At 50.9% G+C, this 24,608-nt stretch carries 23 protein-coding genes and 2 tRNA genes; 6 read left to right on the top strand and 19 right to left on the bottom strand.

Annotated features, from left to right (window positions below):
* The first annotated feature begins 6 nt into the window (after positions 1-6).
* Both ACTHR7_RS08860 and nqrM read left to right on the top strand, forming a co-directional pair.
* The gene (locus ACTHR7_RS08860) at positions 7-1,074 is read left to right on the top strand and encodes an FAD:protein FMN transferase (RefSeq protein WP_107792317.1); all 1,068 of its coding nucleotides are present in this window, start codon (positions 7-9) and stop codon (positions 1,072-1,074) included.
* 17 nt (positions 1,075-1,091) lie between these two features.
* Complete coding sequence (gene nqrM / locus ACTHR7_RS08855) at positions 1,092-1,313, top strand: (Na+)-NQR maturation NqrM (RefSeq protein WP_070460328.1); 222 nt, start codon at positions 1,092-1,094, stop codon at positions 1,311-1,313.
* Positions 1,314-1,540: 227 nt separating this feature from the next.
* On the opposite strand, the gene rpmG is transcribed toward nqrM, so the two are convergent.
* The 6 genes from rpmG to ACTHR7_RS08825 all read right to left on the bottom strand — a co-directional run bounded on the left by rpmG (position 1,541) and on the right by ACTHR7_RS08825 (position 5,784).
* On the bottom strand, positions 1,541-1,696 hold the full coding sequence (gene rpmG / locus ACTHR7_RS08850; RefSeq protein ID WP_003684373.1) for a 50S ribosomal protein L33: 156 nt from the start codon (positions 1,694-1,696) through the stop codon (positions 1,541-1,543).
* Between the two features lie 30 nt (positions 1,697-1,726).
* Entirely contained in the window at positions 1,727-1,960 is a 234-nt protein-coding gene (gene rpmB, locus ACTHR7_RS08845; RefSeq protein ID WP_002216391.1) for a 50S ribosomal protein L28, read from the bottom strand.
* 250 nt (positions 1,961-2,210) lie between these two features.
* On the bottom strand, positions 2,211-3,539 hold the full coding sequence (brnQ, locus tag ACTHR7_RS08840; protein ID WP_440370673.1) for a branched-chain amino acid transport system II carrier protein: 1,329 nt from the start codon (positions 3,537-3,539) through the stop codon (positions 2,211-2,213).
* A 1-nt stretch (position 3,540) separates the two neighbouring features.
* The gene (locus ACTHR7_RS08835) at positions 3,541-4,437 is read right to left on the bottom strand and encodes a segregation and condensation protein A (RefSeq protein ID WP_440370672.1); all 897 of its coding nucleotides are present in this window, start codon (positions 4,435-4,437) and stop codon (positions 3,541-3,543) included.
* Positions 4,438-4,529: 92 nt separating this feature from the next.
* Positions 4,530-4,997, bottom strand: coding sequence for a hypothetical protein (locus tag ACTHR7_RS08830; RefSeq protein ID WP_440370671.1), 468 nt, complete (start codon positions 4,995-4,997; stop codon positions 4,530-4,532).
* A gap of 10 nt (positions 4,998-5,007) precedes the next feature.
* Positions 5,008-5,784: a tRNA threonylcarbamoyladenosine dehydratase gene (locus ACTHR7_RS08825; RefSeq protein ID WP_107697156.1), complete on the bottom strand. Its 777-nt coding sequence runs from the start codon at positions 5,782-5,784 to the stop codon at positions 5,008-5,010.
* 186 nt (positions 5,785-5,970) lie between these two features.
* On the opposite strand from ACTHR7_RS08825, the gene ACTHR7_RS08820 reads away from it, so the two are divergent.
* Positions 5,971-6,435 (top strand): universal stress protein, encoded by a 465-nt coding sequence (locus ACTHR7_RS08820; RefSeq protein WP_003680896.1) that lies wholly within the window; start codon positions 5,971-5,973, stop codon positions 6,433-6,435.
* Positions 6,436-6,513: 78 nt separating this feature from the next.
* Here ACTHR7_RS08820 and hemL read toward each other — a convergent pair whose 3' ends face one another.
* A complete protein-coding gene (gene hemL / locus ACTHR7_RS08815; protein ID WP_107697155.1) occupies positions 6,514-7,797 on the bottom strand; it encodes a glutamate-1-semialdehyde 2,1-aminomutase in 1,284 nt (427 codons plus the stop codon).
* 198 nt (positions 7,798-7,995) lie between these two features.
* On the opposite strand from hemL, the gene ACTHR7_RS08810 reads away from it, so the two are divergent.
* The 3 genes from ACTHR7_RS08810 (at position 7,996) to ACTHR7_RS08800 (ending at position 11,322) form a co-directional block, all read left to right on the top strand.
* Complete coding sequence (locus ACTHR7_RS08810) at positions 7,996-8,391, top strand: hypothetical protein (RefSeq protein ID WP_107697154.1); 396 nt, start codon at positions 7,996-7,998, stop codon at positions 8,389-8,391.
* A gap of 71 nt (positions 8,392-8,462) precedes the next feature.
* Positions 8,463-9,785, top strand: a complete 1,323-nt coding sequence (gene miaB, locus ACTHR7_RS08805; RefSeq protein ID WP_036492978.1) for a tRNA (N6-isopentenyl adenosine(37)-C2)-methylthiotransferase MiaB — start codon at positions 8,463-8,465, stop codon at positions 9,783-9,785.
* A gap of 226 nt (positions 9,786-10,011) precedes the next feature.
* Positions 10,012-11,322 carry an NCS2 family permease gene (locus tag ACTHR7_RS08800; RefSeq protein WP_107867787.1) on the top strand — a complete coding sequence of 437 codons (1,311 nt, stop codon included), beginning with the start codon at positions 10,012-10,014 and terminating at the stop codon, positions 11,320-11,322.
* A gap of 82 nt (positions 11,323-11,404) precedes the next feature.
* Here the strand turns inward: ACTHR7_RS08800 and ACTHR7_RS08795 are convergent, their stop codons facing one another.
* The 12 genes from ACTHR7_RS08795 to gcvP form a co-directional block, all read right to left on the bottom strand.
* Positions 11,405-11,950, bottom strand: a complete 546-nt coding sequence (locus ACTHR7_RS08795; protein WP_293203732.1) for a hypothetical protein — start codon at positions 11,948-11,950, stop codon at positions 11,405-11,407.
* Positions 11,951-12,341: 391 nt separating this feature from the next.
* A tRNA-Glu gene (locus ACTHR7_RS08790) sits at positions 12,342-12,416 on the bottom strand.
* A 12-nt stretch (positions 12,417-12,428) separates the two neighbouring features.
* Positions 12,429-12,505: transfer RNA gene (locus tag ACTHR7_RS08785), tRNA-Arg, on the bottom strand.
* A gap of 132 nt (positions 12,506-12,637) precedes the next feature.
* A complete protein-coding gene (locus ACTHR7_RS08780; protein ID WP_440370670.1) occupies positions 12,638-13,996 on the bottom strand; it encodes a deoxyguanosinetriphosphate triphosphohydrolase in 1,359 nt (452 codons plus the stop codon).
* A 56-nt stretch (positions 13,997-14,052) separates the two neighbouring features.
* On the bottom strand, positions 14,053-15,312 hold the full coding sequence (rho, locus tag ACTHR7_RS08775; protein ID WP_003680905.1) for a transcription termination factor Rho: 1,260 nt from the start codon (positions 15,310-15,312) through the stop codon (positions 14,053-14,055).
* Between the two features lie 244 nt (positions 15,313-15,556).
* The gene (locus ACTHR7_RS08770; protein WP_440370669.1) at positions 15,557-16,459 is read right to left on the bottom strand and encodes a DMT family transporter; all 903 of its coding nucleotides are present in this window, start codon (positions 16,457-16,459) and stop codon (positions 15,557-15,559) included.
* A gap of 83 nt (positions 16,460-16,542) precedes the next feature.
* Entirely contained in the window at positions 16,543-18,231 is a 1,689-nt protein-coding gene (locus ACTHR7_RS08765) for a glutamine--tRNA ligase/YqeY domain fusion protein (protein WP_293203729.1), read from the bottom strand.
* A 105-nt stretch (positions 18,232-18,336) separates the two neighbouring features.
* A complete protein-coding gene (locus ACTHR7_RS08760; RefSeq protein WP_049352062.1) occupies positions 18,337-19,116 on the bottom strand; it encodes a DeoR/GlpR family DNA-binding transcription regulator in 780 nt (259 codons plus the stop codon).
* A 72-nt stretch (positions 19,117-19,188) separates the two neighbouring features.
* Positions 19,189-19,902, bottom strand: coding sequence for a GntR family transcriptional regulator (locus tag ACTHR7_RS08755; protein WP_070460353.1), 714 nt, complete (start codon positions 19,900-19,902; stop codon positions 19,189-19,191).
* Between the two features lie 261 nt (positions 19,903-20,163).
* Positions 20,164-20,583, bottom strand: a complete 420-nt coding sequence (locus ACTHR7_RS08750) for an OsmC family protein (RefSeq protein WP_003679886.1) — start codon at positions 20,581-20,583, stop codon at positions 20,164-20,166.
* A gap of 111 nt (positions 20,584-20,694) precedes the next feature.
* Positions 20,695-21,504 carry a bifunctional hydroxymethylpyrimidine kinase/phosphomethylpyrimidine kinase gene (gene thiD, locus ACTHR7_RS08745; protein WP_440370668.1) on the bottom strand — a complete coding sequence of 270 codons (810 nt, stop codon included), beginning with the start codon at positions 21,502-21,504 and terminating at the stop codon, positions 20,695-20,697.
* Positions 21,505-21,728: 224 nt separating this feature from the next.
* Positions 21,729-24,581 (bottom strand): aminomethyl-transferring glycine dehydrogenase, encoded by a 2,853-nt coding sequence (gcvP, locus tag ACTHR7_RS08740; RefSeq protein WP_440370667.1) that lies wholly within the window; start codon positions 24,579-24,581, stop codon positions 21,729-21,731.
* Positions 24,582-24,608: the final 27 nt, after the last annotated feature.

The following is a 24,608-nucleotide window of genomic DNA, read 5'->3' as shown; positions in this document are numbered from 1 at the left end:
TCCCTTATGCCGTTTCTTTCAAATTCGTTTTACCGTCCGATAATCAGTTGTACCGTTGCCATCGTTTCCGCGCTCACACTCTCTGCCTGCCAACCTGAAAAACAACAAACCATTACCCTGCAAGGCGAGACCATGGGCACGACCTATACCGTCAAATATCTTTCAGACGGCCAAGACAAACTCCCCTCCCCTGCCGAAATACAAAAACGCATTGATGACGCACTTAAAGAAGTCAATCGGCAAATGTCTACCTACCAGACCGATTCCGAAATCAGCCAATTCAACCAGCTGCGTACCGTCAATCAGGCCATGCCCATTTCCCAAGACTTTGCCTATGTAACCGGCGAAGCCTTACGTTTAAACAAACTGACGCACGGTGCACTGGACGTAACCGTCGGCCCTTTGGTCAACCTTTGGGGATTTGGCCCGCAAAAAGAAATCACACACGAACCAACCGCACAAGAAATCCAACATGCTTCAGAAATGGTCGGTACGGACAAACTCAAACTTTCCCAAGACGGCCAGCAACCTACACTGGCGAAAACCCATCCCGAAGTCTATTTAGACCTATCCTCCATCGCCAAAGGCTTTGGCGTGGATAAAACCGCCGCCGAACTTGAAAAACTCAATATCGGCAATTATTTGGTAGAAATTGGAGGCGAGTTGCATGGCAAAGGTCACAATGCGCAAGGCAACCCTTGGCGTATCGGCATCGAGCAGCCCAATATCGTTCAAGGAGGCGCAACCCAAATCACTATTCCATTGGACAATAAATCACTGGCTACTTCCGGCGACTACCGCATTTTCCATGTCGATAAGTCAGGCCGCCGCCTTTCCCATATCATCAACCCTAAAACCAAACAACCCATCAGCCACAACCTTGCTTCCATCAGCGTAGTAGCTGAAAACGCCACACTTGCAGACGGCCTTTCAACCGGATTGTTCGTGCTCGGAGAAACCGAAGCGCTTAAACTTGCCGAGCAAGAAAATCTCGCCGTTTTCCTTATCATCCGAACCCCGCAAGGCGGCTACCATACTGAAATGTCCAGCGCATTCAAGAAATTATTAAACTAACCTTCAGGAATACACACATGAAAACCCTCCTCCTTACTTTCGGCATTTTTATCATTGTCATCCTCGGTATGGCAGTCGGCTATATTTTCTCCAAACGCACCATCAAAGGCAGCTGCGGCGGCATTTCCTCTCTCGGCATGAAAAAAATGTGCGATTGCGACACGCCATGCGATACCTTGCAAAAAGAGCTGGATAAAAAACAACATTCCGACGACCAAGGCATCAAGGTCGATCATTAAGTCGTTGTTGAATGTTTATTAGCGATTTAAGGCAGCTTATCCTCTATCAGGCCGTCTGAAAAATAAAAGAGCGTAATCCCAATGGATACACGCTCTTTTATTTTGCCTCCTTACAAAGCAATCCAAAAATATCTTGCATACACATTTGAAACAAGCCCCCAAAACCAATCATGAAATAAAAAGAAAAGCTCCTGCAAAACAGGAGCTTTTTCTTGGAAGAAACCGGATTATTTCAATTTAGTTTCTTTGTAAATAACGTGTTTACGGGCTACTGGGTCAAATTTTTTGATTTCCAGTTTGCCAGGCATAGTACGTTTGTTTTTAGTAGTTGTGTAGAAGTGACCAGTACCAGCACTGGACTCCAGTTTGATTTTATCGCGCATTGCAGTAATCCTTAATTAATGGTGTTTAAATTAAGCTTCGCCGCGAGCACGCAAATCAGCCAATACGACATCAATGCCTACTTTATCGATGGTGCGCAATGCAGCGTTAGAAACGCGCAGGCGAACCCAGCGGTTTTCACTTTCTACCCAGAAACGACGTGATTGCAAGTTAGGCAAAAAACGACGTTTGGTTTTGTTGTTGGCGTGTGATACGTTATTGCCAGACATCGGGCGCTTACCGGTCACTTTGCAAACTCGTGCCATGGTTAGTCTCCAAACTTCTAAAATAGTAAAACGCGATTTATACCACGAAATCCGCCTTCAGTTCAAGTCGTTTACTGAAAAAACGGGATTTGTGGAAATAAATCTTCTCAATATGTTGCATCTGCGAAACGGTATTTCGCAAAGCCTTAACTTTTCAATTATAACGGATTTCTTTGAAAAAATCATCTGTCGTTTGCGTGGTCGGCGAAATAAACAGGCCGTCTGAACATTTCAGACGGCCTGTTTATCATCATGCTTTTTTCTTCAACGCCGCATTCAAAATGCAGCCGAGTATAAAGCAGGCTAAAGAAGGAACAACCCATCCTAAACCGATATTGTAAAACGGCAATGCGCGCTCGATGGCAGCCGCAGTTTCGGCATCAAATCCAAACGCGGCCTTATAGGCATCGAGTAAACCGACCATAAGGGCCGCCATCATGGTACAGAAATAGACAATACGGCCGCCGCCAAACAGTTTATCTGTCAAAGCCAGCAGAATGATGACAATGGTCAGCGGATACAACAGCATCAACATAGGGATGGAAAACTGCAAAATCGCTGACAGGCCTTTGTTGGCCAACAGGATAGACACCACTGTATTCAGTATCACAAAGACTTTATAAGAAATGCCCGGGCAAAGACGGTTGAAATATTCGGCGCATGAAGTAATCAAGCCAACCGCCGTACTCAGACAGGCAAGCAGCACCATGACGCCAAGCAACACAATACCGGCCGTACCAAAATAGTGTTGTGCGGTTTTAGACAAAACCGACGCGCCGTTTTCCTGCAAGCCGATACCGGCTACGCCTGTCGCGCCCATATAGCCGATAAACAGGTAAACCACTGCCAAACAAGAAGCCGCCAACACACCGGAAATCGTCGTGGTCTTCAGCAAGTCCGCGCGGTTGTCCACGCCCATGGCGCGAACGGCATCAATGACGATAATGGCAAACACCAGCGAAGCCAGCGCGTCCATGGTGCCGTAGCCTTCCAAAATACCTTTAACCAACGGATGAGTGGCAAAATCGCCTTGCGCTGCCTGCGGCATACCCATCGGATTAATGGCGGCATAGCCGACCAATATCGCAATTGACAACAACAAAACAGGCGTGAGGATTTTACCGATACGGTCAACCAGCTTACCCGGAGAAATCGACAGCCAATAAGTAATGCCGAAAAACACCAGGCTAAATACAGCCAATGCGATGTTTTTCCAAGATTCATCAATGAAAGGGGAAATCGCGGTTTCAAAAGACACTGTCGCCGTACGCGGCATGGCAAACAGAGGTCCGATTGCCAGATAGAGCGCGGTGGCAAAAGTCACGCCGTACCAAGGCGCAACACGGGAAGCCAGTGCCTCCACATCGCGCGAGCCGGAATAGCCGACGGCAATCACGCCCAACAATGGCAAACCCGCCCCGGTCAGCAGAAAGCCGAACATCGCCGAAAGCCAGTTATCACCGGCCTGCTGTCCCAAAAAAGCAGGAAAAATCAGGTTCCCCGCCCCGAAAAACAGGGCAAACAGCATTAAGCCTACCGCCCATAAAGAAGCTTTGTTATGACTTGTCGTCGAATTCATTTTAGTTCTCTTTTTTCAAATTTTCGTTATCGGTTTCATCGGCTTCAAGGCCGTCTGAAAGCATTTCGGCTTCGTTTGTTTCCAAACCGTCTTTCAGGCTGATTTCGATTTCACCATAATTTTCAGGCTGCACGATACGCACCAAGCCTTCTTTAGCCAATTCCAGCAATGCAATAAAATTGACCACCACATATGTCGCGCCCTGCTCCGGCTTAAACAAATCACTGAACTTGCTGATACCGCTTTCATTCAAACGACGCAAAATTGCCGTCATCTGCGCACGCACGGAAATGGTTTCCCGCACCACTTCATGACTGCGCGTATGCTTGGCGCGCGACAAAATACCCAACCAAGCCTGCGTCAAATCGGCAACATACACTTCCGGCAACTTCGCTTCGACCACAATTTCCAATGGCAAATACGCCCAAGCAAAATCACGTCCGGCACGCGGCAACGCATCCAAGCCCTGAGCCGCCAGTTTCATCTGTTCGTAAGCCAACAGACGGCGCACCAACTCGGCACGCGGATCTGCCTCTTCATCCTCAACCTCTTCAGGACGCGGCAACAGCAGGCGCGATTTAATTTCAATCAACATCGCCGCCATCAATAGGTATTCCGCCGCCAAATCAAACTGATATGCTTCCATTTGGGCAATATAGTGCAGATACTGCTCGGTAATCTTCACCATAGGAATATCGAGGACATCGATATTTTGCTTGCGGATAAGGTACAGCAGCAAATCCAACGGCCCTTGGAAGCTGCTCAATACCACCTTCAACGCATCAGGCGGAATAAACAAATCCTGCGGCACATCGGTAACAGGCTGACCGAACACCCACGCAACGGTATGTTCAGACGGCGTTGCGGCAGTGGAAGAAATAAGGTGTTCTGAAGGCATGGTTAAAGGGTCTTTTTCTTTTTAAGTTTAGTAAGAAGTTTCATCAACAAAAGGCCGTCTGAAACGAGGACAAGCCGTTTTTAATATAAAAATCAGCGTTTTTTACGATTGATTTGCAAAGAAACAATGGCGACGGCAAAGGTCTGGGCTAAGGCCATACCCAACAGCGGCAGACTGGCGAAAACTGTACCCGTCAGTACCGAGCTAATATCGCGGGACAACACAAAACCATCCCTCGCAAGCATCGCCACTATCAAAGCCAACAGTAGCAAACTTTCGCAGCCTACCAAAAACCAAATCATTTTAACCGAACGGCGTTTGCGCCATTTCATGATCCCGGCGTGCAACAGGCTGAATATCATGACGGACAGAAACGGATAAAGAAAAGCGGTGAATGGACGGGTATAACCGCTTTGCACACACAAATAATCGCCGGGCAACGTATTGCATTCCATCACATCGAGAAACATCGGATCGACGGCATACATCAACACACCGAACCATACCGCATAAATCAGGCTGGCGATAAAGTAGGCTTTAAAAAATCGGCTCTTACCCATTCCCTACCCCTCACTTCCGCCCCGCGATATGCTCCACCGCCGCCTGCGCACAATACAGCCCAAACGAAGCCGTTACCAGCATACTCGCGCCGTAGCCCGCGCAGGACAAACCTTGCGGCGCGGCATCGGCCGAACACACTTCGCCGGATTGCGGCGGCGTAATATTCTCTGTTGAATAAACGCAAGGCACGCGCATTTTTTCTTTGGTATCGCGGCTGAAGCCGTAGCGCTTGCGCAAGGTATAGCGCAAATTGGAAAGCAGCGGATCGTGGGTAACGCGGCTCAAATCGGCGGTTTGAATCAAAGCCGGATTTTTCTGTCCGCCCGCGCCGCCGCTGATAATAAACGGTTGTTTATGTTGCACGAAATACGCCGCCATAGCCGCTTTGACACGGATTTGGTCAATGGCATCGATAACGAAGTCAATAGGCCGTCTGAAAAGCTCGTCCAGATTGTCTTCGGTAACAAAATCTTCGATTTCCGTCACTTCGCATTGCGGATTGATTTGGGCAATGCGTTCGCGCAAAGCGGTAACTTTTGCCTTACCGAAATCATCGGTCAAAGCGTGCAACTGACGGTTGACATTGGACTCGGCAACATTGTCCAAATCAATCAGCGTTAAACGACCGATACCGCTCCTCGCCAACGCCTCCACCGCCCACGAGCCGACGCCGCCAACGCCGACCACGCACACATGCGCACGCGAAAAGCGCGCCAGTGCTTCGTCTCCGTAAAGTCTGGCAATGCCGCCAAAGCGGCGCAAAGAAAGAAAAGCGGCGTCCTGCATAAGTAACCTTGTGATATATCAATAAATTAATGAAAAACGCCACAGGCGAATCGGACCGATATTATACTTGAAAGCAGATGGGCTGTTGTACCTGCCCGAAAGAGTTTATAATCGTTTCACATTCAGACAAGTTCTGATTTCATATTAAACGAAAGTGCCGCTACTCGGCGCAAAAGGAGAATAAATATGTACAAACATCTGGTTGTAGCCGTTGACGGTAGCGAGACCTCCCTCAATGCATTGAAACACGCCGCCGAACTGGCAAGCCTCAACAAAGCCCAACTGACTTTGGTTCACGTTGCCAACCCTGCCGAATACATGGCTTTGGCTCCTGAATTCCTGCAACACGAAAGCTACGAAGCCGCCGCAGTGGCTCAAGGTAACGAAGTTTTGGATTTCGCAGAAAAAACAGCGCGTGAAAGCGGCGTTGAAAACATCGTAAAACACCTGTTGGTTGCCAACAAAGGCGCGCGCGAAATGGCGCAAGACTTGGTTGACTACGCCGACAACAACGGTGCAGACCTGCTGGTACTCGGTACACACGGCCGCACCGGCCTGATGCACCTGCTGATGGGCAGCTTCGCCGAGACCGTAATGCGTCAAAGCCACCTGCCTCTGCTGATTATCCGCAGCAAAGCCGAAGAAGCATAATCAAGTATTGATTTAAAATAGCGAAAGGCCGTCTGAATATTTTTCAGACGGCCTTTTTTCACATGACAGCTTCAGCTTTTATTTTGCCATTCCTTTGAACACTTCATGTGCCACAGCAATGGTTTCGTCAATCAGCTCAGGCGTATGCGCGGCGGAAACAAAACCGGCTTCATAAGCTGACGGGCCGAATGCGACATTGCGGTCGAGCATACCGTGGAAGAAATGTTTGAAACCGTCGATATTGGAACGCGCCATGTCAGCATAGTTTTGCGGCGTATGGCTGGCAAAATACAAACCAAACATACCGCCCACGCTGTCCGCCGTAAATTCAACTCCATGTGCTTTAGCCGCATCGGCAATACCGTTGGCAAGGCGTTGGGTCAAGGCAGTCAGGTTTTCATAGAAGCCTTCGCGCTGAATGATTTCCAGCGTTTTCAAACCGGCGGCAACCGCAATCGGATTGCCGGACAATGTACCTGCCTGATACACGCCGCCCAACGGGGAAATACATTCCATAATGTCTTTACGGCCGCCGAACGCCGCCAAAGGCATACCGCCGCCGATCACTTTGCCCATGGTGGTCAAATCAGGTTTGATGCCGTGCAAAGATTGCGCGCCACCCAGCGCCACGCGGAAGCCGGTCATCACTTCGTCGTAAATCAACACGGCACCGTGTTTTTCAGTCAATTCGCGCAAGGCTTTGACAAAGGCTTCAGACGGCCTAACCAGATTCATATTGCCGACAAAAGGCTCCAAAATCACACAGGCGATGTCATTGCCGCTTTGTGCAAAGGCTTCTTCCAGTTGGGCGATATTGTTGTACTCGAGTACCAAAGTGTGTTTGGTAAAATCGGCAGGCACACCGGCGGAAGAAGGATTGCCAAACGTCAGCAGACCGCTGCCTGCTTTAACCAACAGGCTGTCGGAATGGCCGTGGTAGCAGCCTTCAAACTTGATGATTTTGTCGCGGCCGGTAAAACCGCGTGCCAGACGGATGGCGGTCATCGTTGCTTCCGTACCGGAGCTGACAAGGCGCAGCTGCTCGACGGACGGCATGATTTTGGCGATTTCCTCGGCAATGACAATTTCGCCTTCAGTTGGCGCACCAAACGACAAACCGCCCAATGCTGCTTCGCGCACGGCTTCAATGACTTCAGGATGGGCATGGCCGACAATCGCAGGGCCCCAAGAGCCGACATAGTCGGTATAACGCGTGCCGTTTTCGTCCCAAACATACGCGCCTTCTGCCTTTTTGATAAAGCGCGGTACGCCGCCGACGCTGCCGAATGCGCGCACAGGAGAGTTCACGCCGCCGGGAATAATGGCTTTGGCGCGGTTGAACAAGCTTTCATTACGGTTCATGGTCAATTCTTTCGTAAGAGGTCGTCTGAAAATCAAATTGATGCCATTTTAACACCAAATCCTTTTCAGACGGCCCAAGCTTCAAAATAAGAATCGGGCACAAAATCAAAATTATTCTTTAAAAACAAACACTCTATCCACATTTTTCCTGCTTGTGCTATAATCCGCGACCTATTGAAACAATAAAAGAAAAGCATCATGTTACGCGGATTCATACTCAGCCTCGCCCTTTTGGCGTCCTCCCTCGTCCATGCACAACGCAGCCTGCCTGACGATATGGACGTGGCCGTTTTAAAGACTGTCGATTTGCCTTATCTGAAAGTCAGCAAAGGCGGTTTTTCTTGGACGCGCCTGCTAACCTTGGGCATTGTGGACGGCAACGCGGCCAAACTGCAAATCACGCGCTTTACCAAAATCCACGATGAAAACGACCGTTTCATCCCCATGGGCCGCCTGCTGAACCAAACCGGCAAAGCCGTCGCGTTCAAATACAACGAAGAAAGCCGCCTCGTCCGCGAAATCTGGATTTTGACCGACGCCGAGACCGACAGGTTCATCGAACACGCCAAAAAGCAGAAAAAGGCGGAAGAATAACTTTCAGACGGCCCTGGTATTCAAAGGCCGTCTGAACCCTTTTACAACAAGCAAATCAATCAAAACAAACCATGAAAAAAGTATTTATCCGCACCTTCGGGTGCCAAATGAACGAGTACGACAGCGAAAAAATGCTGTCCGTCCTCGCCGAAGAACACGGCGGCATCGAACAGGTTACCCAGCCAGACGACGCCGACATCATCTTGTTCAACACCTGCTCCGTACGTGAAAAAGCGCAAGAGAAAGTCTTCTCCGACTTGGGCCGTGTACGTCCGCTCAAAGAAAAAAATCCCGACCTCATCATCGGCGTTGCCGGCTGCGTTGCCTCTCAAGAAGGCGAAAACATCGTCAAACGCGCTCCGTATGTGGACGTGGTTTTCGGTCCGCAAACGCTGCACCGCCTGCCCAAACTCATCGTCGACAAAGAAACCACCGGCCTGTCTCAAATCGACATTTCCTTCCCCGAAATCGAGAAATTCGACCACCTGCCGCCTGCGCGCGTAGAAGGCGGTTCGGCATTTATTTCCATTATGGAAGGCTGCTCCAAATACTGCTCTTACTGCGTCGTCCCTTACACCCGCGGCGAAGAATTCTCCCGCCCACTTAACGACGTATTGACTGAAATTGCCGGTTTGGCGCAACAAGGCGTTAAAGAAATCAACCTCTTAGGCCAAAACGTCAATGCCTATCGCGGCGAAATGGAAAACGGCGAAATCTGCGACTTTGCCACTTTGTTGCGCATCGTCCACGAAATCCCCGGCATCGAACGCCTGCGCTTTACCACCAGTCATCCGCGCGAATTTACCGACGCGATTATCGAGTGCTACCGAGACCTGCCGAAGCTGGTTTCCCACCTGCACCTGCCGATTCAAAGCGGTTCCGACCGCGTATTGAGCGCGATGAAACGCGGCTACACCGCCTTGGAATACAAATCCATCATCCGCAAACTGCGCGCCATCCGTCCTGATTTGTGCCTCAGCTCCGACTTTATCGTCGGCTTCCCGGGCGAGACCGAGCGCGAGTTCGAGCAAACCTTGAAACTGGTCAAAGACATCGCCTTCGACTTGAGCTTCGTCTTTATTTACAGTCCGCGCCCTGGCACGCCTGCCGCCAACCTGCACGACGACACGCCGCATGAAGAAAAAGTGCGCCGCCTCGAAGCTTTGAACGAAGTCATCGAAGCCGAAACCGCGCGCATCAACCAAACCATGGTCGGCACGGTTCAACGTTGCTTGGTTGAAGGTATCTCCAAAAAAGACCCTGACCAACTGCAAGCCCGTACCGCCAACAACCGCGTGGTCAACTTTACCGGCACACCCGACATGATCAACCAAATGATCGATTTGGAAATCACCGAAGCCTACACCTTCTCCCTGAAAGGCAAACCGGTATAAGCACACACAAACAAAGGCCGTCTGAAACTGTTCAGACGGCCTTTATCTTGGTTCGGCACGGCATTATCTGATTCATGTATTTTTATTACCCGAACAAAAGGCTTTTCAGTATAATACCGCCCGAAAATTCCCTTATCTGTTGAGAAGTTAAGGCCAAAATCCGAGCTTCCGGCAGCTAAACCCGCTGATGCCGTCCTCGAACGGCTTTCCCAAAGGAATATCTCGAATGAGTTCTTCAAATCAAAGCGTTTTGGAAAGATTATTCAACCTCAACGCCAATCAGACCAACGTCCGCACTGAAATTATGGCCGGTGTGACAACCTTCCTCGCCATGTGCTACATCATCATCGTCAATCCCCTGATTTTGGGCGAAACCGGCATGGATATGGGCGCAGTATTTGTGGCTACCTGTATCGCCTCCGCCATCGGCTGTTTCGTAATGGGCTTTGTCGGCAACTACCCGATCGCCCTCGCCCCGGGCATGGGTTTAAACGCCTACTTTACCTTTGCCGTCGTCAAAGGCATGGGCGTGGATTGGCGTGTGGCTTTGGGTGCCGTCTTCATCTCCGGCATCATTTTTATCCTGTTCAGCTTCTTTAAAGTGCGTGAAATGCTGGTCAACGCCCTGCCTATGGGCTTGAAAATGTCGATTGCCGCAGGCATCGGCCTTTTCTTGGCATTGATTGCGCTCAAAGGCGCAGGCGTGATTGTAGCCAATCCTGCCACATTGGTCGGCTTGGGCGACATCCACCAGCCTACCGCCCTGCTGGCAATGGCAGGCTTTGTCATGGTGGTTGCACTTGGCCACTTCCGCGTCAAAGGCTCCATCATCATTACCATTCTGACGCTGACCGCCGTCTCCACCGTCTTGGGCTTGAGCGAGTTCAAAGGCGTGGTCGGTGAAGTTCCGAGCATTGCGCCAACCTTTATGCAGATGGACTTCAAAGGCTTGTTCACCGTCAGCATGGTCAGCGTGATTTTTGTATTCTTCCTGGTTGACTTGTTTGACTCTACCGGCACATTGGTCGGCGTTTCCCACCGCGCAGGCCTGTTGCAAGACGGCAAACTGCCGCGTTTGAAACGCGCCCTGCTTGCCGACTCTACCGCCATTATCGCAGGCGCCGCCCTGGGTACTTCTTCCACTACCCCTTACGTTGAAAGCGCGGCAGGCGTTTCTGCCGGCGGCCGCACCGGCCTGACTGCCGTTACCGTCGGCGTACTGATGCTGGCCTGTCTGATTTTCTCCCCACTGGTTCAAAGCATCCCTGCATTCGCTACCGCACCCGCCCTGCTCTATGTAGGCGCGCAAATGTTGCGTAGCGCGCGCGAAATCGATTGGGACGACATGACCGAAGCCGCACCGGCATTCCTGACCATCGTCTTCATGCCGTTTACCTATTCGATTGCCGACGGTATTGCGTTTGGCTTTATCAGCTACGCACTCATCAAACTCTTGTGCAACCGCACCCAAGACGTACCGCCTATGGTATGGATTGTCGCCGTGTTGTGGGCATTGAAATTCTGGTTCTTGGGTTAAACCACTCAAAAGAACAGGCCGTCTGAAAACTTTTCAGACGGCCTGTTTTATTTTACTCAGCGTTTAAAGCTGTCGGTAAAAATTATTTTTTCGCTTTTTTAGCAGCAGCTTTCGCGCCTTTGTCCAATGCGCAGAAGCGGGTAACGATTTGATCAACCACTTCTTGTTTGCCGTTTACTTCGGTAGTACCGCGGATAGTCAGCATGTTGCCATCAACTTTGTCTACGTTGGCTGCAGTGGCAGCTTCAGCAACCCAAGCAACATTACCGCCCCAGAATGCGTTTACATCTTTGCTGCTGTCAGTGATACGGAACAGGTTTTCAGTTAATTGGCCTTTGTATTTTACTTGGGCAGCAACAACTTCGTTGCCTTTGAAGCCGTACATTACGCTCAAAGGCTCTTTGCCGTCTTTACCGCATTTGTAGTGAACTTCTTTTTTACCGTCAATAGAGTCTACTTTCAAAGTATTAGGTACTGGAGCTTGAGCTTGTTGAGCCTGAGCTTGAGTTTGTTGTTGCGCAGTAGGCGCAGCTTTGGCTTCAGGTTTGGCTTTAGAACCGCTGCTACATGCAGTCAGGGCAACAGCCGCCAAAACGGCAGGAACGATTAATTTAACATTCATATTCATAATTGACTCCCAAATGGTTTCAATAAAAAACCAGCAAAGGCCGGCTGACATTTACACATTAACAGAGATATTCCGTCTTGTCTTTATCTCAGACGGCATTTTTTAAGAAAAGTTCAAATAGATATTTTTATTTTCTAAAATCAAATAATTATAAATATGAAATCATGTAAATTCAGGTTTGGGAATTTTTAAGATGAATACTGTTGTCAATAAATTGGGTTTTGACAATGGTAAAATGAGATTGAAAAGCGCATATAGATGACAAAAGTCTGGGCAATTTATTTTACATACTTCTGTCTCTGGATTTGCAGAGCATTTCAGACGGCCTAAACACACACAGCAAATGCAATAAAAAAACGCAATCTAAAATAGATTGCGTTTTTTTGAAAACTGGCACGCCCACGGGGAATCGAACCCCGGTTACCGCCGTGAAAGGGCGATGTCCTAACCGCTAGACGATGGGCGCGGATAAATCTTGTGGCGCACCCGGAGCGATTCGAACGCCCGACCCTCTGGTTCGTAGCCAGATACTCTATCCAACTGAGCTACGGGTGCATCCTCATCACTTCGCAAGTGCGTTGTGAATCAAGAAGACCGAATAATATAGGTTTTACTGAAACCTGTCTACTCTTTTCGCAGATATTTTTTATATTTTTATTTAACTAATTGAAATTAAACAATATAAAATTAACGTAAAATCCCTACTCCTGACAAATCCTGCGCCATTTTGGCGGCGGAGTTATCGGTCATGCCGCCGACAAAATCCAAGATTTTCATATAGGCCTGATACAGACTGTCTTCAGGAAGAATCGGATTGTGCTTTTTCAACAACTCCAACGCCAAAGACTGACGCGTTGCCAACTGTTTTTCTGCAATCAGGGCATAGGCGGCAGGGACGAGCAAATCCAAGATGGAGCCTAAGCATGGGAACGTGGCAATCTCGGTAAAGAGCTTGGTGTGATGACGAAAAATCCGTGTTTGCGCCAATTCTTTCGCTTTTGCCAAAGTGTTTTGCACTTGCGGGCTACACAGAGCAAGCAAGTCTTTGCCTTTGAATGTTCCGTCCAACAAGTCGGACTGATGCAGCATAAAGGTTTGCGCGACATCATCAATCGCCTTGCCAATCGCAATGCCGCGCAACATGGCGCAACGCTGACGACTGGAGCTGGCGTGCCATGCGCTTTCGGCAAAAGTCAGCTCGGACAAAATACTTTCTACTTCCGTATCCGTGAGCAAATCCAACTCGACGGCATCTTCCAAGTCCAGCAAGGCATAGCAAATATCGTCGGCGGCCTCCATCAAATAAGACAAAGGATGACGCGCCCAGCTGTCTGCTCCTGCGGAAACCAGCCCCAATTCGTCGGCAACCTGACGGATAAACGGCAACTCAGTTTGATAAATATTGAATTTCTTTCTGCCGTTTGGATGTTGCGTTGTCCACGGATACTTCAATAATGCGCCAATGGCTGCCGCAGTCAGGCGCATTCCGCCCGCCTCGGGATACATTTCAAGGCTGGCGACGATACGCAGGCTATGCGCATTGCCTTCATAGGTTTGAATATCGTTGCGCTCCGCTTCGTTTAATGTGTTCAGATAAATTTGATGTTCAGGCCGTCTGAACCAATCACGCAAAGCGTCTTCTCCGGTATGGCCAAATGGCGGATTACCCAAGTCATGTGCCAAACAGGCAACCTGCACTACGGCACCAATATCGCTGGGCGTATTGCCCTGCGGCAAAAAACCGCCGTTGTGCAACATCACGCCCACGCGGTTGCCCAAGCTCCTGCCCACGCTGGCAACTTCAACGCTGTGCGTCAGGCGGTTGTGCGTCAAGTCATGTTGCGCCAACGGATGTACCTGCGTTTTACGGCCAAGGCGGCGGAAGGCTCCGGAAAAAACGACCCGGTCGTAATCGATGTGAAAATCCGTACGCAAGGCATCGGCACCTTCCTGAGTCGAAGGGGTAACGGTCGGCACGATTTCGCCGTTTTTGGTACGGAAGCGTTGGGTGGACAATAAGTTTTGCCAATTCATTCGGATGGTCATAAAGATTCCTCAAGCAAAGTAAAGGCCGTCTGAAACATGTTCAGACGGCCTTATGCTTATTTACCGCGCATCAATTCAAAGAAATCGTCATTGTTTTTGGAGTCTTTGAGTTTGCCCACCAAAAACTCGGTCGCTTCGATTTCGTCCATAGGATGCAGGAATTTGCGCAAGAGCCACATACGTTGCAACTGATCGTTCGGCACCAGCAATTCTTCGCGGCGCGTACCGGATTTATTAATGCTGATCGCCGGGAACAGGCGTTTTTCTGCCATGCGGCGGTCAAGGTGCAATTCCATATTGCCCGTGCCTTTGAACTCTTCGTAAATCACGTCGTCCATGCGGCTGCCGGTTTCAACAAGCGCTGTCGCAATAATGGTAAGCGAACCGCCCTCTTCCACATTACGCGCTGCGCCGAAAAAGCGTTTCGGACGGTGCAAAGCGTTGGCATCGACACCGCCGGTCAGAATTTTGCCCGAAGTCGGCACGACGGTATTGTAGGCGCGCGCCAAACGGGTAATCGAATCCAGCAGAATCACCACGTCTTTTTTGTGTTCGACCATGCGTTTGGCTTTTTCAATCACCATCTCGGCCACTTGTACATGGCGTTGCGCTGGCTCGTCAAACGTAGAGGAAACCACTTCGCCGCGTACAGAACGGCTCATCTCGGTCACTTCCTCCGGACGCTCGTCAATCAACAGGACAATCAGCTCGACATCGGGATAATTGGCGGTAATGGCGTGGGCAATGTTTTGCAACATCACGGTTTTACCGGTTTTAGGCGGGGCCACCAACAATGCACGTTGGCCTTTACCGATTGGGGAAACCAAGTCGATGGCGCGGCCGGTCAGATTCTCTTCAGCTTTGATGTCGCGCTCGAGTTTGAATTGTTCGGTTGGGAATAAAGGCGTGAGGTTTTCAAAGAGAATTTTGTGTTTGCAGACTTCGGGCTGATCACCGTTGATGGTATCGAGGCGGACAAGCGCGAAATAGCGCTCGTTGTCTTTCGGCACGCGCACGCTGCCTTCGATGGTGTCGCCGGTGTGCAGATTGAAGCGGCGGATTTGCGTGGGCGAAACATAAATATCGTCAGGGCCGGCAAGGTAAGAAGTATCTGCGCTGCGCAAGAAACCGAAGCCGTCAGGCAGGATTTCGAGTGTACCGGAACAGGTAAAGCTGACATTCTGCTTCATCATCTGGCGGACGATGGCAAAAACGAGGTCTTGTTTGCGGAAACGGTTGGCGTTTTCAATGCCATGTTCTTCTGCCATTTCCAAGAGTTTGGAAATGTGGAGGGTTTGGAGTTCTGAAACGTGCATAGTATTGATATATTTTGAATGGTATCAGAGAGATGGCACAAAGGCCGTCTGAAAGTATGAAATCGTGCCGCAGGATACGGTAGATTTTTGAGAAAGTTGAATTTTAGGCAGTTGGAGGCAGGGTGTCAAATTTTTAAATCGAACACTGAGCCGAGACCATAATCTTACCATGCAATAAGATTATGGCCGGCAACAGCTTGGCAATCGCAACCCTATCGACCAAAATCCGAGTATTTACCCAACTTCAGACAGCCTTCTGCCCATACCGCATCAGCGTCATGCCGCCGACCGCCGCCGCACAACCTGCAACCAGCGAAATATGCAGCGGTTCGCCCAAAAACCACGCCGAAGACAGTACACCGAAAATCGGCACAAGCGTAATATACGCCGCCGCGCTGCCTGCACCCAAAGTCTTTACCCCTTCAAAATACCACGCATAGGCCAATACCGTCGCGCCGATGACCAGCCACGCCAAGGCCGTCCAGCCATGTCCATCCATTGCCGCTATCGCCTCAAACGGTATTCCATCCGTCCATAACGCCACCGCCGATAACATCAACGCACCAATGAACGAAGTTGCCGTCGTTACCGTCAGCGCATCTATCCCGCGCAAAACCGCGCGACCGATTAAGGTATAAGCCGCCCAACAGACCACGCAGCCGAAAATCAGCCACTCCCCCGCCTTGATGCCACCCGATAATACCGTCAACGGCTGCCCTTGCGTTACCACCATAATGGCACCGCCAACCGCAAGCAGCATACCCGCCAAAATCTTCGCGTTTAAACGCTCGCCGAAAAACCAAGTTGCCAACAGCAGTGTCAGCACGGGATTTACCGCCACGACCACCGCCGCCTTGCCTGCCGGCATAGTCTGCAAACCCAGCATAAAAAACACCGCATAACCGCACACGCCAACAGAAGCGGCTGCCGTCAAACCCAGCCATTGCCGTGCCGACAAAGCCACCAAAGTTGCAAACCTGCTGCGCGCAAACAACCAGCCCAGCAACAAAACCGAAGCCAGTACAAACCGAACCGCTCCACCAGTCAGCGGTGGCAACGACTGCCCCAACATCCGCCCCATCGGCCAGGATGCGCCCCACAACACCGCCATTCCCAGCAGTTTCAAATGTACAGAATAACGTTCCATCTCATCCCTTTTATCGACAAAGGCCGTCTGAAAACCGGATTTCACGTTTTCAGACGGCCTTCAATTTAGCGACTGCAAACAGATTACTTAGGCTGCCAAGAATCTTTCAGCGTCACCGTGCGGTTAAACACCGGCATGTCTTTGCTGTGGTCTTTGCGGTCGGTTACGAAGTAGCCGATGCGTTCAAACTGCCAACGGCTTTCTGCCGGCAGATCTTTTGCGACAGGTTCGGCGTAGGCAGTGATTTCCTTGATGGATTCTGGATTGAGGAAATCGGTAAACGGCAGGTAGTTGCCGTCTTCGCCGCGCACGGCATCAGGACGCTCGACGGTAAAGAGGCGGTCGTACAGGCGGACTTTAATTTCGGCGGCGTGTTCGGCAGAAACCCAATGAATCACGCCTTTAACTTTGCGGCCTTCGGGATTTTTGCCCAAGGTATCGTGGTCGATGCTGCATTTGAGTTCAACCACATTGCCTGCCTCGTCTTTTACTACTTCATCACACTTAATCACATAGCCGTGGCGCAAACGCACTTCGCCGCCGGGAATCAGGCGTTTGAAGCCTTTAGGCGGATTTTCGGCAAAGTCGTCGGCTTCGATATAGATGGTTTGTGAAATAGGTACTTCGCGATCGCCCATTTCTTCGTGGTTCGGGTGGAACGCGGCACGGCGGCTTTGGGTTTTGCCGGCTTCAAAGTTGGTCAGGGTCACTTTGAGCGGATTCAAAACCGCCATCAGGCGCGGAGCGGAGTTTTCCAACTCTTCACGAATCGCGCCTTCCAACACGCTCATGTCGACGATGTTTTCAGATTTGGAAATACCGGCGCGTTTGGCAAACAGGCGCAAGCCTTCGGGCGTGTAACCGCGGCGGCGCATACCGGAAATGGTCGGCATACGCGGGTCATCCCAGCCGGCAACGTGGCCGTCTGAAACCAGTTGGTTCAGCTTGCGTTTGGACGTGATGGAATACAGAAGCTCCAAACGGGAAAACTCGTATTGGCGCGGACGGGTGGCGTGCGGCGCAGGAATGTTGTCCAACACCCAGTCGTACAGCGGGCGGTGGGCTTCAAATTCGAGCGTACACAAGGAATGCGTGATGCCTTCGATGGCATCGGAAATGCAATGCGTGTAGTCGTACATCGGGTAGATGCACCATTTATCGCCGGTGTTGTGGTGATGGGCGCGGCGGATGCGGTAGATGACCGGATCGCGCATATTGATGTTGCCCGAAGCCATGTCGATTTTCAGGCGCAGGGTTTTGCTGCCGTCGGGGAATTCGCCGTTTTTCATGCGTGTGAACAGGTCGAGGTTTTCTTCGACGCTGCGGTCGCGGTAAGGGCTGTTTTTGCCCGCTTCGGTCAGCGTACCGCGATATTCGCGCATTTCTTCGGGCGTCAAATCATCGACATACGCTTTGCCGTCTTTGATTAAACCGACGGCGTAGTCGTAAAGCTGGTCGAAATAGTTGGAAGCGAAACGCGGCTCGCCCGCCCAATGAAAACCCAACCATTCGACGTCTTCTTTGATGGCGTTGACGTATTCGTCGTTTTCTTTTTCAGGGTTGGTATCGTCAAAACGCAGGTTGCACAAGCCGTCGTAAATATAAGCCAAACCGAAGTTCAAGCAGATGGATTTGGCGTGGCCGATGTGCAAATAGCCGTTCGGCTCGGGCGGGAAACGGGTTTGGATGGCTGTATGTTTACCGCTTTTGAGGTCTTCATCGATAATGGTGCGGATAAAGTGGTTGTCCGCGAATTGGTCTTTATTCAACATAATATTTCTTTGATGGGAAAATGATTTTCTGTTTTCAGACGGCCTGAGCATTCAATCAGGCCGTCTGAAAGGAATGGAATGATGGCTCAATTGTACCCGACTTGGCTACTTTGATACAGGGTCGGCAACCTGCCACGCTACGCCGCGCTCGTTTAGGGTTTTCTGCATGGCGACGGATGGTGTGCGGTCGGTAAACAGCTTATCGAATGCGCCGATATCGCCCAGCCTGACCAAGGCATTGCTGTTAAATTTGCTGTGGTCGACGCCAAGATAGCGCACGCGGGCATTGTTCACCATCGCCTGCATGACGCTGACTTCCTTGTAATCGTCATCCAAAAGCGAGCCGTCGTTTTCTATACCGTGGGTACTCATGATGGCATAGTCAACTTTGAATTGGTTGATAAAATCGACGGTCGCCACGCCGGTAATGCCGCCATCCAAGGGGCGGACCACGCCGGAAGCGATGATGACCGTGTAGTCGGTACGCGCCGCAGTGATGGAGGCGGCGTAGATGTTGTTGGTGATAATCCGCAGGTTTTTACGCTGTCTGACCAATTCGGCGGCAACGGCTTCCATGGTGGTGCCGATGCTGATAAACAGCGAGGCATTATCGGGAATGGTGGAAGCAATCAGACGGGCAATGGCGTTTTTTTCCTGCTGCTGATGGTTACGCCGCTCCTGCCCTGCCGTTACGACTGAAACGTCGCCCAAAGATGCGCCGCCATGATAGCGTTTAAGCTGTCCGGTCTCGCTTAACTCTTGAACATCGCGGCGTATGGTTTGCGGCGTAACATCCAAATTTGCCGCCAACTCTTCCACCGTCATAAAATTATGTTCGCGGACAAGGGTGAGGATATGTTCGTGTCTTTGGATTTTGGGTTTCATGGCGTTTCGTTTTATAGGGATAAACCAATGGCCGTCTGAATATTTCAGACGGCCTTGTTATTGTCAAACCGATTACATCTCGAGTTTCTGTTCCAAGCGTTCCATACACGCGCCCAAGTGGCGGCGTATGACTTTAGTCACACGGTTGCGCTTGCCTGCCAGCAACAAATCGAGGATTTCTCGGTGTTCATGGTGCGAATTGGAATCGATGTTGCGCTTTTCTTTGCGAAGCGGATCGGAAACGGCCACAATCAATGAAGAGCGCGCACACAAGGTATTCATGATTTCAAACAGGACATCGTTGTCCAACAGTCGCGCCAATTCGACATGGAAGGCATTGGACAGGCGGTTCCAACCCACGCGGTCGCCGCTTTCGGAGGCTGCGCCCTCTTGCTCAATCATGGCGTAAAGCGGTTGCAGACGCGTTTCCAAATCAGGCATATCAATGAGGACGCTCAGAATCATGCTTTCCATTTCGATACGCGTGTTGAACACGTCTTTCATTTCTTTCAAGTCCGGCACATGGACAAATGCGCCGCGGTTGGGCTGCAAATCGACGATTTTGTCGTGCGCCAAAAGCGACAATGCGCCACGCACGGTATTGCGCGAGCAAACCATTTGTCGGCAAAGCTCGGACTCGGTCAGTTTTTTACCCGGCAACAGCAGATGGTCGGTAATGCCGTCCAAAATCAATGCGTACACTCGGAAGAGTTCCGAATCGTGACGCTCTTCCAAAATAAGCGATGAAGTTGCAGGCGCAATGTTGGTATTATTTTCGTAATCCATACTGTTTCCCCAGTATCCGTATTAAGGCGCAAGCGTTTACAAACCTGCAGCTTTCGGGGTTGTTTAAAATATAATTAAAAATTGTTGACAATGTTAAACGAAACTTGCACAATGAGATCAACAAGCCAAGTTATAAAGGCTGATAGAGAGAGAGAAAAAGGAATAAAAAGCAAGCAGATATATTCATGTTAATGCGTGAATATATCTGCTTTTTTTGTGGGTAACCGGTTCACGCTCCGGCACTCCTACCCTGAAACCGCCCTATTCTGTTTCGACAATCTCGAAGCTGTGGCTCATTTTTGCCGCTTTGCCCAGCATAATCGATGCGGAGCAATATTTTTCGGCAGACATCTGTACGGCGCGTTCAATCGCGCTTTCTTGCAAATCCCGACCATACACTTTGAAATGGATATGGATTTCGGTAAACACGCGCGGCGCGGTGTCGGCGCGTTTGGCAGTCACTTCGGCACGGCAGTCGGTGATTTTTTGGCGTTGTTTCTCGGCAATCATCACGACATCGATGCTGGAACAGCCTGCTACACCCAACAACAGCATTTCCATCGGGCTGGGGCCGCGTTTGACTTCGCCTTCAGCCGCCGCGCCTTCCATCACAACGCTGTGTCCGTTTGCCGTTGTACCGACGAAGCACATTCCATCTATCCATTTTGAAGTAACTTGCATGGTGTCTTTTTTATCCGTAAAAGCATTAATCCGATATTGTAAACAATTTCAAGTGATAAACCTAGTCAGGCCGTCTGAAAAATACAATCAATTACAATCGGCCTAAACGCATTATTCGTCCCGATACGCCCAATGGTTGACCGGCCCGTGCCCTGCCCCGATGCCCAAAGGGTGGGAAATGGCGGCGGCAATATAGTTTTTTGCCGTTTGAACCGCCTCGGACACGCTAAACCCTTTTGCCAGCTCGGCAGCAATACAGGCTGAAAACGTGCAGCCTGTGCCATGCGTATGCGGCGTTGGGAAACGTTTGCTGTTCAGCTCGATGGTTTCGTATGGCGTAAACAGCCAGTCGGTGCAATATTCGCTTTGGCTGTCGGCAAGATGGCCGCCTTTAATCACCACATTTTTCACGCCCCAATCCTGAAGAATTTTGGCGGCGCGTTCCGCATCTTGGCGGTTTTCAATATTGATGCCCGTCAAGGCCTGCGCTTCGGGCAGATTGGGGGTCAAGACGTCCGTATGCGGCAGCAGCAGGCGTTTCATGGCTTCGACGGCTGAGTTTTCCAACAACGGCGCGCCGCCTTTGGCAATCATGACCGGATCCAACACGCGTTTGCCGAAGTCGCATTCGGCGGTTTGTTCCGCCACGCACTCGATGATTTCCGCCGTACCCAGCATGCCGATTTTATAAGCACGGATGTGGAAATCCTCCTGAATCGCGGTAATTTGCGCGGCAATCATGTCGGTCGGTATCGGATGCACTGCCGATACGCCCAAAGTATTTTGTGCGGTAACCGCGGTCAGTACGCTGGTACCGAACACGCCGCGCATCTGAAACGTCTTCAAATCCGCCTGTATGCCTGCGCCGCCGCCGGAATCGGAGCCGGCAATCGTCAGCGTTTGAATAAAAAGTTCGTCCATCGTGTCCTCCTGTTTTTCAGACGGCCTTTTACTTATCGTTGTTGAAAGCCGTTTTGGTTTTATCCGCAAACAAGTCATGCGCCGTCTATCTTTCCGAAAGCCTTATTTGTTGTTTTACCCAAAACAAACGTACGTTCTCGGGCGGAATATCTTAACAAACAAAAGGCCGTCTGAAAACTATTTTCATTTTCAGACGGCCTGTTCAATGTTAAACCTATTCAGGCTTATTCTTCGTATGCGTCAATCGGTAAGCAGGAGCAAACCAGATTGCGGTCGCCATAGACCTCATCCAAACGTTTCACGCTCGGCCAGAATTTGTTTTCACGCACAAACGGCAACGGGAAGACAGCTTCTTCGCGGGAATACGGGTGCGCCCATTCACCGGTTACGTCGGCGGCGGTGTGCGGGGCGTTGACCAGCGGATTGTCGTCTTTCGGCCATTCGCCGCGCTCGACTTTCAGCACTTCCTGTTTGATTTGTTTCAGGGCGGCGATGAAGCGGTCGAGTTCAGCTTTACTTTCGCTCTCGGTCGGCTCGATCATCAGCGTGCCGGCAACAGGGAAGGAAACCGTCGGCGCGTGGAAGCCATAGTCCATCAGGCGTTTGGCGATGTCGGTTTCGGTGATGCCGCTTTCGGCTTTGAGCGGACGCAAATCGACGATACATTCGTGCGCGACGCGGCCGTTTTTACCTGTATACAGAATCGGATAGTCTTCGCTCAGACGTTTGGCAACGTAGTTAGCGTTGAGCAATGCCCAGCGTGTTGCCTGCTCCATACCTTGTTTGCCCATCATGGTCAGGTACATCCAAGTAATCGGCAGGATAGACGCAGAACCGAAGGCCGCAGCAGCAACGGCGGTTTGGTCGGCACTGGCGCTGTGGGTGTCGGTCAAAGCGTGTCCCGGTGCAAACGGGGCAAGGTGGGCTTTCAAACCGATAGGGCCGACGCCCGGACCGCCGCCGCCGTGAGGGATACAGAAGGTTTTGTGCAGGTTCATGTGCAACACGTCCGCGCCGACTTCGGCAGGCTGCATGATGCCGATTTGGGCATTGAGGTTGGCGCCGTCCATGTAAACCTGTCCGCCGTTTTCATGAATAATGCGGCAGATGTTGCGGATGCCTTCTTCGTACACGCCGTGGGTGGACGGGTAAGTAATCATGATGGCGGACAAAGCGTCGCGGTATTGCTCGGCTTTGGCTTTCAAATCGTCGATGTTGACGTTGCCGTGTTCGTCGGTATCGACAACGACGACTTTCAAACCCAGCATAGCGGCAGTCGCAGGGTTGGTGCCGTGGGCGGATTTAGGAATCAGGCAGATGTTGCGGTGTCCCTCGCCGTTGGCTTCTTGATAGCGGCGGATGGAGAGCATGCCGCTGTATTCGCCCTGCGCGCCGGAGTTGGGCTGGAAGGAAATCGCGTCAAAGCCGGTGATGGCTTTCAGGCTGTTTTCCATATCGGCGAGCAATTCGCGGTAGCCGGCAGTTTGCGCTTCGGGAGCGTAAGGGTGGATGTCAGTGAACTCTGCCCAAGTAATCGGCAACATTTCCGCAGTCGCGTTGAGTTTCATGGTGCAGCTGCCCAATGAAATCATGCTGCGGTTCATTGCCAAATCGCGGTCTTCGAGTTTTTTCAGGTAGCGCAGCATTTCGTGTTCGGTGTGGTAACTGTTGAACACAGGATGTTGCAGAATGTCGTCCTGACGCAGCAATTCTGCATTCAGACGGCCTTTGACGTCATCGGCAAATGTGAACGTATCTTTGCCGGTAAACGCGCGGTACAAATCGACCAAATCTTCGTATGCCGACGTTTCATGGAATGCAGCCGCAACTTGAGTATCGTTAACGCGGCGCAGGTTGTAACCCGATTCCAAAGCAGCGGCAAACACTTGGTCTGCTTTCTCTTTGCTGCCGAAATCGACGGTAACGGTATCGAAGAAGACCTTGTGAACCACATTCAGGCCGTCTGAAACCAGCACATTGGCAAAGGTAGAAGCCAGCGCATGGATACGTTTGGCAATGCGTTTCACGCCTTCAGGACCGTGGTAAACGGCATACATACTGGCCAAGTTCGCCAGCAATGCTTGTGCCGTACAAATATTGGATGTCGCTTTTTCGCGGCGGATGTGTTGCTCGCGGGTAGACAACGCCATGCGCAAGGCAGGTTTGCCCGATGCATCTTTGGATACGCCGATAATGCGGCCAGGAGCGGAACGTTTGAACTCGTCTTTAAACGCGAAATAAGCAGCGTGCGGACCACCGAAGCCCATCGGCACACCGAAGCGTTGGGTATTGCCCAAGGCAATATCCGCACCCAACTCGGCAGGAGATTTCAGCAAAACCAAGCTCATGATATCAGCGGCAACGGCCACGATCGTGCCTTTTGCTTTCAGACGGCCGATAACGTCCTGCAAGTCTTGCACGTCGCCGTCTTTACCGACGTATTGGAACAGCGCGCCGAAGTATTCGCCATCGTCGGCTTGGGCAAAATCACCGACCACCAGTTCAAAGCCGAAATATTTGGCGCGGGTTTTCATCACGTCCAAAGTTTGCGGATACACGCGCGCATCCACAAAGAAACGCTCGGATTTCACTTTGCCCACGCGGTGCGCCATCGCCATCGCTTCGGCCGCGGCAGTTGCCTCGTCCAACAAAGACGCGCCTGCCACAGGGAAACCGGTCAAATCGATACACACTTGTTGGAAGTTTAACAACGCTTCCAAACGACCCTGCGCGATTTCCGCCTGATATGGGGTGTAGGCGGTATACCAGCCTGGATTTTCCAACACGTTGCGCAAAATCACATTCGGCACGCGGGTCGGGTAATAGCCCAAACCGATATAGGACTTGTTGATCACGTTTTTCGACGCAATGCCTTTCAATTTCGCCAACGCGTCCGCCTCGGTCAAAGCCTCGGGCAAATCGAGTTCGGACGGCATACAGATGCTTTGCGGCACGGTATTGCCGACAAAATCGTCCATGCTCTTCTCGCCGAGCGCTTCCAAAAGCGCAGCCTCGTCGCCAAAGCTCAAATGGCGCGCGGCAAATTCGTTCGGGTTGAACAATTCAGATAGTTTCATTTCTACTCCTTCGGTGTTATCGATATC

Source organism: Neisseria sp. P0007.S010 (genome assembly GCF_051962875.1).
GTDB lineage: Bacteria > Pseudomonadota > Gammaproteobacteria > Burkholderiales > Neisseriaceae > Neisseria > Neisseria subflava_A.
The sequence above is the reverse complement of the archived record's forward strand: the minus strand, read 5'-3'. Positions and strand labels throughout refer to the sequence as shown.